General features: G+C 44.6%; 11 protein-coding genes. 5 read left to right on the forward strand and 6 right to left on the reverse strand.

Going from position 1 to position 21175, the window contains the following annotated elements; genetic code table 11:
• The first annotated feature begins 360 nt into the window (after positions 1-360).
• Together J2T19_RS08905 and J2T19_RS08910 are read left to right on the forward strand one after the other, a co-directional pair.
• A complete protein-coding gene (locus tag J2T19_RS08905) occupies positions 361-5943 on the forward strand; it encodes a 5'-nucleotidase C-terminal domain-containing protein (RefSeq protein WP_307214855.1) in 5583 nt (1860 codons plus the stop codon).
• A gap of 239 nt (positions 5944-6182) precedes the next feature.
• Positions 6183-7157, forward strand: coding sequence for an ABC transporter substrate-binding protein (locus J2T19_RS08910; protein WP_307214857.1), 975 nt, complete (start codon positions 6183-6185; stop codon positions 7155-7157).
• Positions 7158-7357: 200 nt separating this feature from the next.
• Here the strand turns inward: J2T19_RS08910 and J2T19_RS08915 are convergent, their stop codons facing one another.
• Entirely contained in the window at positions 7358-9952 is a 2595-nt protein-coding gene (locus J2T19_RS08915; protein WP_307214859.1) for a glycine betaine ABC transporter substrate-binding protein, read from the reverse strand.
• Entirely contained in the window at positions 9918-11147 is a 1230-nt protein-coding gene (locus tag J2T19_RS08920) for a quaternary amine ABC transporter ATP-binding protein (protein WP_307214861.1), read from the reverse strand. The genes J2T19_RS08915 and J2T19_RS08920 overlap by 35 nt, the downstream gene beginning before the upstream one ends.
• Positions 11148-11645: 498 nt before the next feature.
• Between J2T19_RS08920 and J2T19_RS08925 the strand changes: the two genes are divergently transcribed.
• On the forward strand, positions 11646-12209 hold the full coding sequence (locus J2T19_RS08925) for a GbsR/MarR family transcriptional regulator (protein ID WP_307214863.1): 564 nt from the start codon (positions 11646-11648) through the stop codon (positions 12207-12209).
• 327 nt (positions 12210-12536) lie between these two features.
• Here the strand turns inward: J2T19_RS08925 and J2T19_RS08930 are convergent, their stop codons facing one another.
• From J2T19_RS08930 to J2T19_RS08945, 4 genes are all read right to left on the reverse strand, one after another.
• On the reverse strand, positions 12537-14159 hold the full coding sequence (locus tag J2T19_RS08930; protein ID WP_307214864.1) for an AraC family transcriptional regulator: 1623 nt from the start codon (positions 14157-14159) through the stop codon (positions 12537-12539).
• Between the two features lie 152 nt (positions 14160-14311).
• Entirely contained in the window at positions 14312-15598 is a 1287-nt protein-coding gene (locus J2T19_RS08935) for a DUF5050 domain-containing protein (protein WP_307214865.1), read from the reverse strand.
• A gap of 168 nt (positions 15599-15766) precedes the next feature.
• The gene (locus tag J2T19_RS08940) at positions 15767-16600 is read right to left on the reverse strand and encodes an ABC transporter permease subunit (RefSeq protein WP_307214866.1); all 834 of its coding nucleotides are present in this window, start codon (positions 16598-16600) and stop codon (positions 15767-15769) included.
• Entirely contained in the window at positions 16593-17498 is a 906-nt protein-coding gene (locus J2T19_RS08945; RefSeq protein ID WP_307214869.1) for an ABC transporter ATP-binding protein, read from the reverse strand. The genes J2T19_RS08940 and J2T19_RS08945 overlap by 8 nt, the downstream gene beginning before the upstream one ends.
• Before the next feature lie 582 nt (positions 17499-18080).
• Here J2T19_RS08945 and J2T19_RS08950 point away from each other — a divergent pair.
• A complete protein-coding gene (locus tag J2T19_RS08950) occupies positions 18081-19919 on the forward strand; it encodes an HSP90 family protein (RefSeq protein ID WP_307214871.1) in 1839 nt (612 codons plus the stop codon).
• Positions 19916-20971: a hypothetical protein gene (locus J2T19_RS08955; protein WP_307214873.1), complete on the forward strand. Its 1056-nt coding sequence runs from the start codon at positions 19916-19918 to the stop codon at positions 20969-20971. The genes J2T19_RS08950 and J2T19_RS08955 overlap by 4 nt, the downstream gene beginning before the upstream one ends.
• Positions 20972-21175 lie beyond the last annotated feature (204 nt).

A 21175-nucleotide genomic window follows, 5' to 3' on the forward strand; every position in this document is an offset into this window, starting at 1 on the left:
TTAAGTTGGATGAACTAAAGAAGAACTAATGATGATCAGTGAAAAGATGGTATCGTAACATGTCGAAAAGATAATAGTTATGTACTATATTTGTTAGTTTAGTTGACGTAAATTAGTCGTATATACACAAGTTTATCGGATGTGAAGATGGAAAAGTCACGAATTCAGATAGAAAATTGTCCAGATTGTTGTTTTACTTCAAAAAGAAGCTTATTTTTGTGAAGTATATGTTCTATTTTCTATCATTTTATAAAAATAATATTTACATGTAATTGAGGTTCAGTTATCTTATATTTGAACTAATGTACAAACTGTCTGAACAAATGATTGATAAATTTAAAACATGGGGGTAGGTAAAGGATGTATAGTAAGCAAATGAAAAGCTGGCTCAGGCTATTTCTAGCTATGGTTCTATTAATTACAGGTACTATACCAATCGGTGTATTCAACAGTAAAGTCGCCGCAGCAGATGAGCCTTTGACGATTGAACAGGCACTAGCTCTTGATCCAAATGTTACTACTGCAACAATTGAAGGTTATGTTATAGGAACCTATAGTAACGGCCCAAAAGTAAACTTGATTCCACCCTTTACAGTAGACACCAATTTTGCAATTGCTGATAGTCCGACTGAAACTGACATTAACAAGATGATGCCAGTTCAGGTACCCATTCCTGCTCCTCGCAGTACTTTTGGACTTGTAAGCAATCCTCTCTTATATCAATCCAAAGTAAGAATTAACAATGGCACTTTAACACAATATTTTTCTACTAGAGGTTTACACACCGGTACATCAACCTTCCAACTTATCGATGAAACACCTGAAACAGAAGTAGCCAATGTCACTGCTAATCCATCCTCCGGGGAAGTTCCGACAGGTACACAGATTACTTTGGCAACAACTACAGTTGGTGCTACCATTTACTATAAGCTGAATAATGAAGCTGAGTTTCTCCCCTACACAAACCCCATCATAATAAATGACACTACACACATTGAAGCTTATGCACATAAAGAAGGACTACCAGATAGCGCTATTACTCTGCTGAATTACACGATTGTTGACAACACTCCGATTCCAATCGTTGAGGCCAGAAACAAGCTTGAGAATTCTTCGGTCACTGTTCAAGGTATCGTTACGTACCGAGAAGAATCCGGGGGCATGGCAAATCTCTATATTCAGGATTCCAATGCAGGAATCGTAATACGCGGAACAGATTCTACAGTTGAACTAGGTGATCGGATTGAAGCATATGGCCCACTCACCGTATACAATGGCTTACTTCAGGTAGAAAAAGATAAAACGGGATTCCCTGGCGGTTATATTAAAATCGTGGATAAGGCTCAAGAAATACCAGAACCCATTCTACTTACATCTAAAGACTTTGCACCTACTGCTGGTGGAGGAAAAGGCGCAGGAGGCATATACGAGGGGATGCTTGTCGAAGTGAATGCGGTCACGGTGACAAGAAGCAGCAACTCCACGTTTTTTGCGACAGATGACGATGGTGGAGAGATCACGATTTATGCAAAAAATAGTCCTACTGCACTGGCAGCAGGCAAAACCTATGAAAAAGTGACAGGAGTCATGACATATCACACGAGTTATGGGCTTGAACTGATTCCACGTACCGCAGCGGATGTTGTCGAAAACCTTCTTTCTGTGACAGCGAGTGTGCCTTCAGGGGGGGTTGTCAAAGGCTCGACGGTAACATTATCTTCTCCGATGGCAGGGGCAGAAATCTATTACACAGTAGATGAGAGCGAACCTACGATGTCGTCTACATTGTACAGTGGCCCAATCACAGTGAATGCAGATACCGTTGTTAAAGCAATCGCGGTATCTGATGGAAGAAGCAGTGAAATGTTTAGCTTTACTTATAAAGTTCTTCAGCAATTGGACAACCTTAGAATCCATGATATTCAAGGGGCGTCACATGCCTCCTTATACGACGGATTGGCTGTACAGAATGTTGAAGGTATCGTAACTCATGTAGTCAATGGAAGTTCATTCTACATGCAGGAGATTCCTGATATGGAGGATGATGATGAGAACACTTCAGAGGGGATTTTGATATACAAACTAACACACGGTATGAATGTAGGCAATAAAGTTAAGGTATCTGGGCAGGTGAAAGAGTATGTAACATCATCGACAGAACTGGCAACAACTGAGATTGTAGCTACAACAATTACAGTTGAAAATACAGAACAGGAGCTACCTGAACCAGTTCTTTTGGGAAGTAAAGGACGAAACATTCCTAAGGTGATTGATTCTGATCAGTTTGGCGAGTTCAACCCTGATATAGATGCAATTGACTTTTATGAAAGTTTGGAAGGCATGAGAGTACAGCTTGATGAGGCAACCATTATTGGACCTTATTCAAGTGAACCGGGTCTTGCTGTTGTAGTAGATAATAATCCTAACAATCCGCTGCGCACACCTGCTGGTGGTGTCATCTTGACGGGAGACGGTGCAGAACCTTTTGAAAGTTCGCTTAATCCACAGCGATTATTTATTAATAAAAAACCTCCACACGCAGTTAAAACTGGAGATAAGCTCACTGATTCAGTTAGAGGGGTCATGACGTATTCCAATGGTAATTTTAAGATACTCCCTGAAGGGAACCTGCCAGCCATTACTTCAGGTGGTTTAGAACAAGCTACAACAAAGATTGAGCAGTCGAATGACAAGCTGACCATCGCAACCTTCAACGTTGAGAATTTCAGCCAGAAGGATACAGCAAGAGCTGTGAAGATCGGCGGTATCATCGTTAACAATCTGAAGAATCCAGATATTATCGGCATCATGGAGGTACAGGATAATGATGGTGCTACGGACAGTGGCACAACGGCTGCGGATGCAAGCTTCCAGACCTTAATTAACGCCATTGCCGCAAACAATGGCCCAACCTATCAATATAGTGAGATTTCTCCAGAAAATAACAAGGATGGCGGGGCACCAGGTGCGAATATTCGTGTAGGATTTCTATATAACGAATCACGTGTTTCCTTGAAGGAAGGAATTAAAGGGAGTGCGACAACAGCTATTCAGGTAGGTGCTGACGGTAGTCTCTCGGTTAACCCTGGCCGAATAGCGCCTAATGACGAAGCATTTGCTAGCTCTCGCAAACCGCTTACAGCTGAATTCGAATTTAACGGTGAGCGTGTAGTTGTGATTGCTAACCATTTCAATTCCAAAGGTGGGGACTTGAAGCCTTTTGGAAGTATACAGCCTGCGACACGAAGTAGTGAGCTTCAACGTGCAAAGCAAGCTACGCTTGTAAATGGTTTTGTGAAAGAGTTATTGAACAAAGACCCTGACGTTAATGTCGCGGTTCTCGGTGATTTCAATGACTTCCAGTTCTCCAAAACACTGAACATTCTCCAAGGTAATGAACTAGACAATCTAGTAAACAAGCTACCGGAAAATGAGCGTTACTCCTACATCTACGATGGAAACTCTCAGACACTGGATCACATTCTGGTGAGCAAAAATGTGTCTGATACGGCTGTCATCGAGGTTGTGCATGTGAATGCTGATTTCGAAACAAAAGATGGACGGGTGAGTGACCACGATCCATTGCTAGCTCAATTAAGTATCGGCAATGCGGCGGAGGAGGGCGACTTCGATCTGCGCGTATTGCACACCAATGATACACACGCGCATCTGGATAACATCCCTCGTCGCGTCACGGCTGTTAAGGAAGCACGCAACGATAATACGCTTGTGCTAGATGCAGGGGATGTATTCTCTGGTACGCTATACTTCAATCTGTTCAATGGTCTGGCGGATCTGGAGTTCATGAATATGATTGGATATGATGCGATGACCTTTGGTAACCATGAGTTTGATAAAGGTACAGGTGTGCTGAGGGATTTCATTGAACAAGCAGAGTTCCCATTCGTGAGTGCTAATATTAATTTTGGGAAAGATGCGAATCTGGGTAGTCTGTATCATGAAAGCATTGGCAAACCGGGGGAGGACGCCCAAATCTATCCGGCTATTATTACAGAGGTAAATGGTGAACAAGTCGGGATTTTTGGTCTAACTACAGCGGATACGGTATCTCTATCCTCACCGGGAGATGAGCTGAAGTTTGAGGATTACCGAGCGAGTGCCCAAGCTACGGTGGACATGCTGCAACAGGAAGGCATTAACAAAATCATCGCCCTGACACACTTGGGTTACTCCGAGGATCTGAAGCTGGCTGAAGCAGTAAAAGGCATTGACATTGTAGTAGGCGGTCATTCGCATACCATTCTGAAAGAACCGATTATTGTGGGCAGCCAGGATGAACCTACACTAGTTGTGCAGACTGGGGAGTACGACGTGTCTCTTGGAAAATTGGATGTTACGTTTAATGAAGAGGGCGTATTGAAGAAATGGAATGGTCAATTGCTGAGTCTGGATGCAAAGGACGCTGCGGGTAACTATATCTACGAGGATGACCCTGTTGCCCAAGCTAAGCTCGCTGCATATGCTCCTGAACTGGAAAAATTCAAGAAAACAGTAATCGGCAAAACGAATGTATTTCTGGATGGAGAGCGCAACAGTGTACGTAAGCAGGAAACGAACTTGGGGAATCTAATGACAGATGGCATGCTGGAGAAAGTGAAATTGATCGTGAAGGAGAATGATGTCAAAGGGTACGTAGCGATTCAAAATAGCGGCGGTATTCGGGCTTCATTTAAGGAAGGCGACATTACGTTAGGTGATCTGCTCACGGTAATGCCGTTCGGAAATAATCTGTCTGCGTTGAAAATGACAGGTAAGGAAATTACGGCTGCCTTGGAAAACGGCGTAAGTGGTGTGGAAACGGGAGAGGGACGCTTCCCGCAAGTGTCTGGAATGCGATTCTACTATGACTCCACCAAACCAAATGAGAAGATTGATTCTGTCACGAACCAAGTAACACAAGTAGGCAAACGGATCATCAAAGTGCAAATTAAGAATGCAAACGGAACGTATACAGATATTGATCCGAATGGATATTATATCGTAGCTACGAACTCCTTCATGGCCAACGGTGGTGATTTCTACCGTGCTATGAGAGTTGCCAAAGATGACAATCGATACTATGAATTGAATCTGGTCGATTATGAAATTTTCAATGAGCACCTTGACCGAGTAGGTACGGTAAACCAGGCAACGGAGGGACGGATTACCGATCTGAAAGGTGGCTCACTCCCAGGGGAAGGAAGTAATCCTGGTAACGGCGGAGGGAATTCCGGAAGTAACCCGGGTGGAGGTAATTCAGGTGGTGGAGATGGTGTAACTACACCAGCACCAACGACGCCAAGCCCGGCACCAAGCAATCCGACACCAACGCCTACACCTTCTCCAACGAACCCAACACAGCCGACAACTCCACCTGCTTCAGGTTCGAATGGTTCTACAACACCAGGTGTGGTTTTGGGTGATGTGGCGAGTCATTGGGCAAGTGCTGCTATTCAGCAGGCCATTTCCCGGGGAATTGTGTATGGATATCAGGATGGAAACTTCCGTCCGAATGCATCCGCTACACGCGCTGAATTCATTGTTATGCTGGCAAGAGCATTTGAACTCCCGGCCAGCAACAAAGCGTTGACGTTTAAAGATGCTGCTGGGATACCTGCTTGGGCACAATCCTTTATTGCTCAGGCTGTAGATCAAGGAATTATTAGTGGGTATACCGACGATACGTTCCGATCATCAGGCAAAGTGTCGCGTGTAGAGATGACGGTAATGCTAGTTAGAGCTCTTGGACTTCCGGTAGATTCCAGTTCTACACTGAGTTTTGCGGATGCAGATCAGGTGCCTGCATGGGCAGTTCCTTATATCGCTGCAGCCTATGAAGCAGGTTTGGTAAAAGGAACAGGCAAGAATAGGTTTAACCCATTGGCTGAAGCTACTCGGGCTGAAGTGGTAACATTGCTAATGTCAGCAAGTGAGGTTCGATAACGGTAGTAAGGTTTAGGATTTTTGATAGTCTCAGAGCAACAATATATGTATTAGAAAACGGCTTGCAAGTATTCATCTTGCAAGCTGTTTTTTTGTGCAAAATAAACGATAAGCTATACGTGTTAGTGAGGAGTAGGATCATTGTAAGGAAAAAGATTGACACCCTAGCAGATCCTATCATATAATCAGCACGATAAATTGATAATGATTATCATTAATGATTAGGGGAGAAAAGACAGATGAAAAAGAGAATGATCCTGCCGTTGATTGTGATCCTGCTGTTCACGATCATCGCCAGCGCCTGCGATAACGATGCTTCAAACAATGCAACCAGTAACAGCAACCAGGGGGCTGCTGCTGATACAACAAGTACAGGTGCTGCTCAGGAAGAGACAACGGATACGATTACGTATCAGTCTGAAACTGGCCCTGTAGAGATTCCGGCCAAGCCCGAGAGAATCGTTGCTCTGTCTAATGGTCCTAATATACTTTCTATGGATGTAACACCAGTGGGTGTGGATGAATGGACTGCGGCAAATCCGCTGTTCAAGGACAAATTAAAAGATGTTGCCATCGTAACAGACTCGGATCCAGAGAGCATCGCGGCATTGAATCCGGATTTAATCATCGCAGGTTCAACGGCGAAGAATCTAGAACAACTGGCTAAGATTGCACCTACCATTGTGTATACTTGGGGCAAACTGGACTACTTGGATCAACAGTTAGAGATCGGTAAAGTACTGAATAAAGAAGCTGAAGCACAAGCATGGATTGATGATTTCACGAAAAGAGCCGGGGATATCGGTAATGAGATCAAAGCGAAATATGGGGATAACGTGAAGGTATCCACCATTGAAATATTTGAAAAAGAAGTGTTTGTCATGGGAGATCACTGGGCGCGGGGAACTGAAGCGTTATATCAAGCCATGAAGCTGAATATGCCGGAACAAGTGAAGAATGATACATTACAAGAAGGGTATCACTCCTTATCGCTAGAGGTTCTTCCTGAATACATGGGTGATTTTGTTGTAGTCAGCAGAGATATGACTCGGGATAATGAAATTATGAAATCTACCATTTGGAGCAATATACCCGCTGTTCAGAATAAACACGTTATTGAGCTGGAAACGAAAGCTGTCACGTATAGTGATCCAACTACGCTTGAATATGTATTGAACATCTTCAAAGAAGCATTTCTTGGTGAATCGAAGTAAGTAGACGAGCTTATAAGTTCTTTTACACCGATTGAAAATGACAACCTACAACCACGCGCACAAGTTTGGGCGGCACGTTTTATAATTACGGAGAAATAAAACAACCTTCTCGCTCATCGAGAAGGTTGTTTTGTTATGGAAGAGCAATTTAAACTGCTCTTATTTTTTCCAAAATTCAGGTTTATTAACCTCGAATTGGTTTAATTATCTTTTAAATCTTCAATGGATTTAACATCCATATAGGCTGGGACTACAAGTCCTGTTTTGACTCCAGTCATGTTAGCACCTAAATCATCCAACTGATCTTTGTACTTATCCCAATAATCTGCATGGGTGAGGGGGAGCCATGCGGCTGGAGATGCATCCACATCACCTGATGCAACACCCGTCCACATTGGGCCGGCTTCGACTTGCAAGGCAGTTACGTTGTATCCAAGTTTTGTTTCCATCACATATTTCAGTAAATTCGTACTTGCAATTTCTGAATCCCAAGCAACATAACCGAGGCGGAAGGTATCTCCAGCTACAGGTGTCAAATCTTTCGTCCATTCGTTGATCTGATCCGTATGTTTTTCGGCATAATCCTTCGCCGCTTGTTCAGGTGACGTACCATCTTGAATGGCAATCATGATCTCGCCCATTTCGTCCGAAGTCCAATTGAAACGGGACAAAAATTCATAAGCTACGGGGTGATCATCTTTTAACCCTTTGCGGGCAATCGTATGGATTTCTTCTGCATCCCCATAGACCTTATCGGGATCTTCCAGATACTTCAGATCATATTGATTGAACATCCAGTGTGGAGTCCAGCCTGTAATAATGATCGGCTCTTCATTTTTATAGGCTTTGTCAAGAGTAGCTGTCATAGCTGCCCCTGATCCTTCAACTAAATTCCAATTTGCCAGGCCGTATGTTTCAATTGCACTGGCTGTCGATTTCATAATACCTGCACCTGGGTCAATCCCAATGATTTGGTGATTCACTTCGTCGCCCACATTTGTACTTGCTGTTGGAGCGGCAGTAGAAGTAGCAGCGCCTGTTTCCAGATCTTCAATGGAATTAACATCTGTCATATAATTAGGAACCACAAGACCTGTACGTACACCCGTCATATTGGCACCAAGATCGTCAATTTGATCTTTGTACCGATCCCAATAATCGGCATGTGTCAGTGGCAACCATGCTGCCGGAGAGGCATCTACGTCACCAGAAGCAACACCTGTCCACATTGGACCTGCTTCAACTTGAAGGGCATTAACCTTATAACCAAGTTTTGTTTCCATCACATACTTCAGAAGGTTTGTACTTGCGATTTCGGAATCCCAAGCAACATAGCTAAGTTTAAAGGTATCGCCATTTACTGGTGTCAGACCTTTCGTCCATTCGTCGATCTGATCAGCATGCTTCTCAGCATAATCTTTAGCTGCATCTTCTGGAGATGTACCATCCTGGATGGCAATCATCATTTCACCCATCTCATCCGATGTCCACTTGAAGCGGGACAAGAACTCATAAGCAACAGGGTGATCTTCTTTCAATCCTTTACGGGCAATGGTATGAATTTCTTCAGCATCCCCGAAGGATTTTTTCGGATCTTCCAAATATTTAAGATCATATTTGTTGAACATCCAGTGCGGAGTCCAACCTGTAATGATAATTGGTTCTTCATTTTTGATGGCTTTATCCAGTGTAGCAGTCATTGCTGCACCAGAGCCTTCAATGAGAGTCCAATCTGTCAGATTGTAATCCTCAATCGCTTTTGCAGTTGATTTCATAATACCAGCACCTGGATCGATACCGATAATTTGATAGTTCACTTCATCACCTACAGCATTAGCTGCTGCGTTGTTTCCACCAGCGGAAGTTGTACCGCCTACGAAATACTGGGAGAAGCCTGCGAGGAGCACGACGAGTGTCGCTACAGAAGTAATCCAAGCTTTTTGTTTCGATGTAACGCGTGACGTCTTCTTGCGACCTGGCATGAATAGATTCTGTGTGAATCGGTCAAGCACAATAGCAAGCACGACAACTGCGAGACCTGCTTCAAAACCTTTACCAATTTGCAACTGCGTAACGGCACGATATACTTCGGCACCAATACCTTGCGCACCAATCATGGACGCGATAACGACCATAGAGAGAGACAACATGATGGTCTGGTTAATACCGGACATTACTGTTGGCAAAGCCAGTGGAAGCTGTACTTTGAACAATTTCTGTGCAGAAGTTGAACCAAATGCATCGGCTGCTTCAACGAGTTCACCCGATACCTGCTTGATTCCGAGGTGAGTCAGACGAATCGTTGGCGGAATCGCAAAAATAACAGATGCGATAACACCTGGTACAACACCGAGGCTAAAGAAGGTAACCGCAGGCAGCAAGTAGACAAATGCAGGCATCGTCTGCATGAAGTCAAGTAGCGGTGTAATAATACGTGCCGCTGTTTTGCTGTATGCCAGCCAGATACCAATCGGTACACCAAGTAGGATGGAAATTAACCCGGAAGTAATAACGAGACCGAGTGTATCCATCGATTGAGACCAGTATCCGAGGTTATCTACGAGGAGGAACCCGATAACTGTAAATAGCGTCAGTGGGAGTCGTCCCACAATAAACGCAAGAACACCTAAAATCGCAATGAACAGAAGTGGGTGGGGCAGCATAAACAACCCTGAGAAATAACCGACCACTCCCTCAATAACAACAGAAATCACTTTAAACAATCCGGAGAGCGAGGAGCTCATCCAGTCAACAATGGATTCAATCCACGATGCTAGTGGTATTTTGGGAAACATTCACAAGTTCCTCCTTTACTGCAACTTCACCGCTAAGAGCACCCAGCAGGGCACCGCGGACGATAACACCTTGCAGACGGCCATTCTCACCAACAACAGCAAGTGGCACATGGGCAGAACTTACCATCTCAAACAATTCATGAATAAGGGTCTCAGGGGCTACCGTCGGTCCGTCCGTGATCAGAATGTCGTTCAATACTTTATTTTCGCGCATCGCACGGGTAGCATCTTCTGCTGTAATGACACCAAGCAATTTCTTCGAACGGTCAATGACAAACAGGTTGGAAATACCACGTTCGCGCATTAATTCGAGGGCAACACGAGGGCCACGGTCTAGCGTAATCGTTTCTGGGCGACGCATAACGTGAGAGGCGGTAAGGACTTTGGACAAGTCCACGTCTTCGACGAAGCGGGCCACATAGGAGTTGGCCGGTTGAATCATAATTTCTTCCGGTGTACCGATCTGCACGACGGCTCCATCTTTCATAAGAGCAATACGATCGCCGATGCGCAGCGCTTCGTCCAAGTCATGGGTAATGAAAATAATCGTCTTTTTCATTTTATCCTGAAGCTCAATCAGTTCATCCTGCATATCACGGCGAATCAGTGGATCGAGTGCGCTGAAGGCTTCATCCATCAACAGCACTTCTGGATCATTGGCAAGCGCTCGGGCAAGACCTACACGCTGCTGCATACCACCACTGAGCTCATCCGGCATTTTGTCTTCCCAGCCTTTTAGGCCAACCAGCTCGAGCGACGTTTTTGCTTTTTCACGTCGAACTTCTTTGTCCACTTTTTGGACTTCGAGTCCATACTCCACATTATCGAGAACGGTACGGTGCGGGAACAACGCAAATTTTTGAAAAACCATGCTGATTGTTTTCCGACGTACTTCGCGCAATTGTTCTTTGTTCATCTTGCGTAAATCTTTGCCATGAACCAGAATTTCTCCAGATGTTGGTTCGATTAATCGATTAAACATACGAACCAGTGTGGATTTACCACTACCGGATAAGCCCATGATAACGAAAATCTCGCCTTCTTTAATCTCCATGTTGACCCGATTGACACCAACCGTTATCTGTTTTTCTTTGGCCAACTTTTCTTTACCCCAACCTTGCTCTAACAATTGTAATCCTTGCTCGGTTTGGGGGCCAAACAGTTTACTTACATTTTTCACTTCAAGTATGGTCATGTTTTCACCCCTTCTGATGTGTTGTGCACTTCGAACGGCTTACAGCATCCACAAGCCCATACACTTGTGCGCCCAGCCACGAAATCCGGTAATCGTTGCTTCGCTTCCCGTCTTTCTGGGTAACGTGTTTTATTCTAACAATACTTAACCAGTATATCAACCGAATAAACAGTACATAATGTTTGTACAGTAAAAACTGTACAAAGTTTTCCTTTGATATACTCCGTCTATCTCCTTATTCTGGCTAATTAGATACCTTTACTTTTCAGAATGCTTTTTCTAAAATAGAAAATGGGTTGAATTGAAGTTGATATTTTTGGTTAAAAGAGAGTCATAGGCAAATGTATCTTGGTAAAGTTTCCATTTTAATACATTGGGTGATCGAAGCCCTCTGGCGTATAGGATGTCCGGCCGGATGCTTTCCCATGTAAGCAGGACTTTGTAAGGATGCAATTATTTTTGCCAAGACTGGTAATGTTCAGAATGGAGGTTGCAAGCATGGGCTTGGACCATTTACAAGAAGAGCAGCAGGAAACAGTTCTCAGAATCCGGAAACGCGTCATTGAAGCGATTGGACGTAATATGGATCTATACGGCGTGACGCTGTCCACGGGACACTTATACGGTTTACTTTTTTTTGCGGACAAACCTATGACCCTTGACGATATGGGACGGGAAATGGAAATGAGCAAAACAAGCATGAGTACCGGCGTACGCACCCTGCTGGATCTGAAAATGGTGAATAAAGTATGGAGTAAGGGCTCTCGTAAAGATCTATATGAAGTAGAGTATGACTGGCACCAGACGTTTACAGATTATTTCGTCATTAAATGGAGAAAAGCGGTGGAGAGCAATCTTCAGACCCTGCGCAAATCCATTGAAGAACTAAATCGTTTAATTCGTGACTCGGATGAACAAGCTGACGCGGAGCTACTTCAGATCCTCATGGAGGACAAGAAGAAGATGCTGCAAGCGGAGGCATATTACAAATGGCTTGACCGATTAATTGATACAATGGAAGATGAAGAAATATACAAGCTAGTCCCTCGGGAAGAAGTTTAAGAACAGTCCTGATCCTGAAAAAAAGATACTCAACACAAAAAGGCGTTCTCCACACTGGAGGACGCTTTTTCTGCGATTATAATGTAAAAACGTGCACTTAGGCTCTTATAGTGCGTGTTCAAAAAGGACGGTTTTCAGTACCAAGAAGATGGGATGAAGCTAGAAATGGAGTAGCGGAGCGTTGGCAAGCCTACGTGAACAACTACATTGTTTCCGAAGGAAACAAGCTTCGTAAGCATCCGCTTATTTCGGCTGAATCCCATATCGGGCGCTGAGATGCCACTCGCGCATCCATCGTAATCAAAAGCGAACTTTTTGAACAACCTCTTATAGAGTCCAAGCTGTTTGAGAGAAGGCCGCATACTGTTGGGCAATCTGCTCTAATTCATTCATGATCTGAATCTGTCCGCGTGGTGTCCAGCATATCTCAAACCAATGATGAATGTCATGGACATTACCATGAAGTACAGCAGGTGAGCGGTTCCAGCCTGCCGTCTGCTTCATTCTGCGCAGCACCTTCTCACTTGCAGCAAGGGTGGGCACACGTTGAATTAACAGATGGTCTGTATCCAGTAATGGGGTACTCTCTGCTAAGAACTCACTTTGTGGTTGATGGGGAGGAACAAGTTGTGCAGGCTGCAGCCCCAGCTCACCATATAACAATTCTGGTAGTGGATGATCAAACGTACCCTGTATGCGAACGAGTTGCGATGTGACTTGAACAAGCGTAATACGCTCATTAGCAAAGTAAGTCTGCAGACGCTTGCTCGTCTCCAAGATTCGGAAGGCTAGCTCTTTGATATGAGATAACGCTTGTTTTTCCCTTCCAACCAGTTCACCGATTCGAAGATAACTTTCGCGCCAGTCTTCCACTTTGTTCAGGACAATAGTGGGTGCAATGCTTTTGAGTGTATCCACATATGGCTCATGGTACCCATCTGCGATGATTAAATCAGGCTTGGCTCTGCGAAGTTTATCTAATTGAGTAGTGAACTGACGATGGGATTCTCTATCAACGACTTCTCTGTCATTCCATGCATTAACTGAGCCAACCGGCTCAAGATCTAGGGAAGACAGGTGTTCAGACAGGGCAAGCACCGATGCAGTGGCAACTTTTAATTGATTTTGCTTCATATATAAACTAGGGGAAATACCCACAGTTTGTTTGAATTTGCGATTGAAATAATATTCGTTGCCATATCCGACGGATTCTGCGATCTCTTTAATAGAACAATCATTTTGTTTTAATTGTGATTTGGCTTTGCAGATTCGAAGTCCGTTCAGATAATCGGTGGGGGACATGCCCTTTGCTTTTTTGAAGCTTCGAGAATAAGAGCTGGGCGTAAGGTTGGCAATTTTGGCGAGTTGGTCCATGCTAATCCCGTCTCCCATGCAGCGGTGCATATATCGGATACTACGCTCGAGTGCCGGATCAACTCGTTCTTGATTCGCTTCTAGCCGATGCTCTGAGACGTACTGGAGCAATTCATGGAGCTGGCTATGTATGCTAACAAAATGATCTTGCGTCACACCACGATATGCATCGTACAGTTGTTTAAAGCGCGCCACGAGCTGCTGTTCCTGACGGACAAGTATTCTGCCTGTATGCCAATGCAGTGGAAGTCCAGGAACAGATGTCATTTTCCATTCACCGTGGATTTGCTGCACGATGACCGTGCTCATGCTCACTAGAATAAATTCCGTTATATTGGACGAAGAGGTAGCTTCGACGTGTGTTCCTTCTTCTAAGACAAACAGTTGATTGGCTGTAGCCGAATAGAGTTCATCATTAAGGGACAGAAGCCCTTCACCTTGTAAAACAAGGCACAGCATTGGACGGGACACCGCTCTGCTATTTACACGGAAATTCTCCCCACGGCGAACCCGGCACATGGAAGAGAGCAACGGCAGAGATGAAGTTTCATTATTGAAAGAAAGCTGTTCAGTCATACCGACCATCCTTTTTGGCTCATTTTCTTAATGATAACAATTATCATTCTCATATGGAAGTTTTTTTTGAAATTGAATAACGTATAAACAAAAAAATACCCCGAACCTTAGTAGGTTCAGGGTATTTCTCAAGCACTAGAATTGAACGTTGCTTAGTTTGATGTAACCAAGCGGATATCGTCAAGGTATACGTCACTAAGCGCTTTTTTGCCTGTGCCGTTGGCATTTACGTGGTACAACCGATAGAGGTCATTTGCGTTGATGTAGAATACGCCTGGCACGTTGTTTCTGAATAGGAAGGTATCCCATTCTTCACCAGTAAGTTTGGTTACCTTGAAGGTTGTTGTAACAGAGTAGAGACCGTTGTTGCCTGAGATGTACACCGTTGTTGGTGTGCTGTTCGTGTACTGATTGGATGCATAGGTTACGTTGTTCAGGTTCAGGGTAGTTGATTTAGTCACCTTGTTGCTAGCAAACGTTTTGCCGTAAGCTTTTTTGTCTGCATCAATGATGACTACTTTATCTGTTCCTAGGGCTGTTACTTCTCGCACACTCTTGCTGTGAACCTGGAAGGTCTTGCCCGCAGAAGTCAGAGCGAAGGCTTTACCTGTTGCATAGTTATAATCTTTGTTGCTATCAAGCACGATGCCTTTGTTATAAACGTAAAGGTTATTTCCCCAGCCACCGGAGTACACAGCGTTCACATCAAGCTTAGACTTGGGATTAACAGCTGTACCCTTGCCCGTATTGTAGTTTACTTTGTACAAAACCATTGCATTGGTTGAATAGTAATCCTCGTAGGGATCTGTATTGAGCATCACTTGCAACTCATTTTTAGCTTCATTCAGTAGGTAACGACTCTCTACAGCACCAGAGGCAATCCGTTGCACAGCTCCGCTACCATTAGAAGCTTTGGAGACAAACCATGTGTTGCCATTAACGAGACCGTTGTAGTATATGCGACCTTTATTGACCGAGAACATTGGGAATTCTGTATCTGCTTTATCGGCAATCTTTGTAGCGGAAGACGCAGCGCTATTTCCATTTGCTCGATAGATCTGTCCTGTTGTATCTAGATAATAAATGAATCCGTTATCGGTGTAGTAGTCGAGTACACCTGTTGCATATGTTTCCGCAGCATCACTTGATCCATCATTCGGGACTCTAAGCAGGGTTGTAGAATTATTGGATGGCAGGTAGTAGAGATAAGAGCCTGCTTCCACCGGATCGGTACCTTCATAATCAATCAATACTTCTGTAGTTTCGCTGCCGTCCCCAGTCACCTTGTAGAGAACACCATCCGAATCATAATACACGCTAGACTGACTAAGCGTTGCAGCTTGTACCTCAGTCCCACCAATGAGTGTTGCGCCTCCCACCAGTGCGCAGATCAGCAATGCTCCCATGGAGCGCTGCATTTTGGCCAACCATTTGTTCATAATGAAATCGTCACCCTTCTTCATGTTATATATGTATAGACCTTTAAATTATATCGGTAAACAAGGGAAAAAATGTTACAGCTCCCAAACAGTCTTCCCCAGATATTACCTATAAGTGTCTATCAAGTTATAAAATGAGGAGATCGGTACTTCTACACGTGTAGCAATCTAAATCTGACTCTCTGCTAATTGCTGGCGGCTGTTCCAGAGTGTAACGAGACGAAGCAGGATGAAGCAGACTAGTAGAAGAATTGCACCAATGAGAAGTAACATGAAAGGACGAATCAGCAGCATTCCACTTGCCTGACCAGCAATGAGAGCAAGTAGTGGAATAACGACGAGACCACCAAGCTGATAGGCTTCCTGAAATCCACGTACTTTGGCTGAGATGAGCACATTGAATAGGATGACCATCAGACTACATGAAGGCACAACCCAGAGAACTAAGATGATCCAGTTGAGATTAGGAAACATCAATTGTCCGAACATCGGGTACATCAGAATATTGGCAATGATGCCATAGATGATGAATGTAACCCAAGATAGCAGCACAGAAGGGATGAAGGCGGCAAGCACTTTTCCTTTGAACAAGGTATCCATGCTGATGGGTATGAATAATAACCCCTCCAATGTCTTGCGCTCTTTCTCACCAGCGAAGCTGTTCGCCGTTAATATGCTGGATGCCATCACTGGAATGATGAGGAACAAAGGAGCGAACATGTACAAGGCAAGGTAATAGACAATTCGATGATTATCCGTAGGCATGGAAGCGAGCTGAGGGATTTGCCCTGAACGCGTGAGTGCATCTAGAGAATCAAGCATAAATTCAAGATTACCTATGGTACGTAGTTCTGTTCTTGAGGCTACCCATAGAAGGGCGGCAGGCATAATAATACCAATCAGAAGTGGAACAATGATCATAGGAAGCCAGAGCTGCACACTGGCAGTGATAGCTCGAATATCTTTGCGAACAAGTGCACGAATAGCATGACGTTTATTCATGGTGGTGTGCCTCCCTTATGGCAAAATAAATACGCTCAAGATCACTGTTAACAATGCGAGCTTGATAAACCTCCCCGTGCGCAGTCAACTGTCTTAGCAAGGTTGGAATATCCTCACGGGATTGAAGCTGGAAGACAGCTCGCTGTGCGGATATAACCTCAGGGGTATAACCTTCGACCCGATCCCATCCCTCTGGCAGAACAGCTTCTACTTCGATCCGCGGCGCCGTCTGGTAACGGCTAATAATCTCATGCTCAGTTCCTTCCTCCACTTTGCAGCCATTCTGCATAAATACATAATGGTCACACACGGCTGAGAGCTGGGATAATACGTGAGATGACACGAGAATCGTCAGGTGTTCCTCCTTGTTGAGACGACGGATCATCCGAAGAACCATCTGAATTCCATCAGGATCTAGCCCGTTAGTCGGTTCATCTAGAAACAGAACGGATGGACGGTGTAGCAATACCCGTGCTAGTCCTAATCTTTTTTTCATACCTGTACTGTAGGTGCCGACTTTACGATGTTGATAATCTTGAAGCTCCAATAAATCCACAAGTTCGTTTATTCTTGCATCACGCTGCGGAATACCAAAAGCATCTGCAAAGAAAGCCAAATTGTCACGCCCACTCATATTGTCATAGAGCCCGCTCTGTTCCGTCAGTGTACCGCACATGGCAAGAACCTTCTCTGTCTCCACGAACGGATCAAGCCCATGAATTCGAACCTGTCCGCCGGAAGCGCCAAGAACACCATTCATGATGCGAATCAGAGTGGTTTTACCTGAGCCGTTAGGGCCAATCAAACCTGTGATACTGCCTTCTGTAAGGGTAAAGCTAACATCGTTTAATGCTTGATGATCCTTGAACTGTTTAGAGATATTACGAACATTAATCATAGGTATTCACCGTCTTTCATACTGATCAGAGCTTCGTTAGCGATGATTCGTCTTGCACTTCGCTCGATCGATGTTTACTAATGATACGAGTAGCTTAGCCAGATCGTTCAATCCTTCTCGAAAATAGTTATGATGGATGTTCAAAAGTACGCCTCTGCTTGATTTAAGCAGCTAAAGGTATATGAAATTGATTCGAATTTGTATCTTTTTCTATCTTTAGTCCCAAGTGATCAATATCGTTATGAACCTAAAGTCTATTGAATTCGGGTCCCAGGTTTGTTTTCATCCGTTCTGCTACCTAGTATCCTGAATATAAGGTGACTGAAGTCGTTTCAGTGCTAATGCCACTGTGGTAATGATAGGATAGAACCCCAATGATCCATATAAAAACGAATTATTCGTCTAACGCCGGTCTTGGTGAACAAGGCCGGCTTGACGCGTGGTTTTAACCTATGTGATCTAATCTATCGTTGCTGCAACAATCTATTTATATGTATACATATTTAATTCGTCTAACAGATCAAATTCCCCATATAGGTTATGGAGTTATGATGTGGTTGGACTTTAAGGAAGGTGAACGATATGACAGCATCTAATGAGTATCGTTTTCAGGTTAACCTGAGCGGTATGATCCAGATTTTATCAAACCATTTGTACAGCAGCCCTAAAGTATTTTTACGTGAACTCATGCAAAATGCGACAGATGCGATTACAGGACGCACGGAAGTAGAACCGGGATTCATGGGGAATGTCCGAGTGGAGCTTACGGGCACCGGTGAACAGTTAACGATGATGGTAGAGGATAATGGCGTCGGATTAACTGAAGCGGATATTCATGAGTTTCTGGCGATGATTGGTCAATCATCCAAGCGGGATCCACAGTCACTTTTGCAAGGAGAGACCTCATTTATTGGCCGGTTTGGGATTGGTCTATTATCCTGCTTCATGGTGAGCAATGAAATTGTTATGCTGACACAGTCTGTGAAGGGTGGACCATCCATGGAGTGGAGAGGGAAGCCAGACGGTACATACACAATTCGGCAGCTGGATACGCAATTATCCCCGGGAACCAAAGTATATTTGCGCTCCACACCCGAAGCAGCCCACTATTTTGAAAAGGATTATGTACAACAGGCGTTGTTCTATTACGGCGCTTTGCTGCCTTATCCAGTTACGATAGACAGTGAAGGTGTGCAGAGCATTGTGAATGCTGAGTCGCCTGATTGGCTAATCGCGCCTGAACGTGCAAGAGGGCGGAAAACCGAAGTATTGGCCTTTGGCGAGCGACTGTTAGGTGAGAAATTTCAAGATTTTATCCCGCTGACAACAGCCTCAGGGCGCACAGGGGGGATTGCTTACGTGTTGCCCCATGCTGTGAATTTGAACGTCAAGCGTTCACACCGGGTATATCTGAAGCGCATGCTCGTATCGGAGAAGGCAGAGAATATTTTGCCAGAGTGGGCATTCTTCGTGAAATGTCTGATCTGGACAGATGAGCTTCAGCCAACGGCATCACGGGAGCATTTTTATGAAAATGAGAAGCTGGAAGAAGTGCGCTCTGAATTAGGAGATGCGCTTCGTCAAGGACTAGCTGATATGGCTGAGACTCAGACAGAACGATTACAGAAGATTATTCGTCTACATGCGTTGTCTATGAAGGCTCTGGCTGTGGAGGATATGGAGTTCTTCCGCATGATTCACCGCTGGTTGCCGTTTGATAGCACTCGAGGTCACCGGGAATTAGGAGAATTATTGGATGAACAGGAGACACTCTATTTCACCACGACGGTAGATGAGTATCGTCAGATTCATCACGTTGCTTCTGCCCAATCCATGCTAGTCATTAATGGCGGTTATATATATGACAGTTCACTGATGGAGAGCCTGCCTATGGTGGCAGAGAACGTGAATACCGAACGGATTGAGCCAGATGAAGTGTCGATGAGCTTTACCGATGTCCCACCAGATGAACGCAATCGTTATTATGACGCCTTGCGTCTTGCCGATTCAGCCTTACAGCGTTTTCGCTGCCGAGCAGAGGTAAAAGGGTTCAAACCGACCGATCTGCCGGTGCTTTTCACGCTCTCACAGGAATCCTCAACGCTACGTGCACTAGAAAAAGCAAGTGAAGAGACTACGGATTTATTTTCTTCTGTACTTGGCTCCCTATCTTCTGGCTTTGGATCGGCAGGATATTCGACGTTATATCTGAATGTAAGTAATCCCGTAATACAGCGGGTCTTAACATCACCAGACCTTCAGATGACACCGATTGCCATTGAAATGTTGTACGTGAATGCATTGATGATGGGTCATTACCCGATGAACCGCCAGGAGCTTGAAGTCATGAATCAAGGCATTGTTCGTTTCATTGATTGGGGGCTGCAGGCGAATACGAAACCACAGGAGGGAAACGAATGAGAACGGAGACGGATTTTGAAGACTTAATGGAAGAGGCTTATGGACTCCCGAACGGACCTGCCAAACTGGGGATGTTAGAAGAAGCGGCTAGAATAGCTGATCTGAGTGGTATGGATGAAGAGGCGTACGAAGCTCGTTCCGAAATTGTTGAGGTGGCTTCCTTCTGTGGCTATCCGATGAAAGCCTTGATTGCATTCTCCTGGCAGTTGGGGAAATTCGATCAGCAGCCGGAGTTGTATGACGAAGAAACATTGATGTGGTCATATAAATGGATTCTGGGGAAAATGACGATCTTCCCTGAAATTTCACGTGATAAAATTATGGAGCTTCTCGAGGATTTCGGACGTCGTTTCCAATCCTTTGGATACAGTGATCGTTCGTACTGGTATTATCGCTTCCGTGTCTATATGGATCTCGGTGAATTGGATGAAGCTAGCGCGAGCTATGCCAAGTTCAGAGACCTGGAACGTGACTATATGAGTGATTGTGAGGCGTGTGAGCAGGATGAGATTATGCGCTACTGGGACAGAATGGGTGATGATGAGAAGGTGCTGCAGACAGCCAAGCCTATCTTGAAGGGTCGCATGAGCTGTGCCGAGATTCCACACTTGACCTTGTCCGAGGTTCTCATGCCATTATATCGATTGGGTAAAATTGATGAGGCGCATGTTCACCAGAAAAAAGGCTATCGACTGATTAAGGGACAGAATGATTTCGTGCAAAGTTTCGGCGAACAGATGGAATTCTTGACGTTAACTGATCCTGCCAAGGGCATTGACATACTGGAGGAAACCCTTGTGCTGGCTATGGATCATGAAGATCCTTTTGCCAAAATGATCTATTATGCGCGTGCCGCTTCGCTGTTACGGCGCTGGGCTGAAGAGTCACCTGGCTATCGCCTGCGCCTACCCGCATCGTTTCCGTATGACGGAGATCCAGGGGATCTGATTAAGCTTGCAGATTACTTTGGGGATTATGCAAAATCGATGGCAGAACGATTTGATCAACGAAATGGCAATCGCCACGTTTCATCGTTGATAGAGAAGCGTTAAACATAATCATATCGTAGAACAGGTTTAATGCTCTAATCATTCCTGTTCGAAATTTCCAGGCGTGCTTGTAGCTCATGGTGGGATTTTCAATCCTGCCATGAGCTTTTTTGATTTAGCTAGGGCGTGTCTCAAAACTCGCTGAAGTGCATCTTTCACCGCCTTTTCGTCCCCTGCTGCGTCACTCTCCCTTGACGTGCCCCGGCA

It is taken from the genome of Paenibacillus tundrae, assembly GCF_030812775.1.
GTDB classification, from domain to species: Bacteria; Bacillota; Bacilli; order Paenibacillales; family Paenibacillaceae; genus Paenibacillus; species Paenibacillus tundrae_A.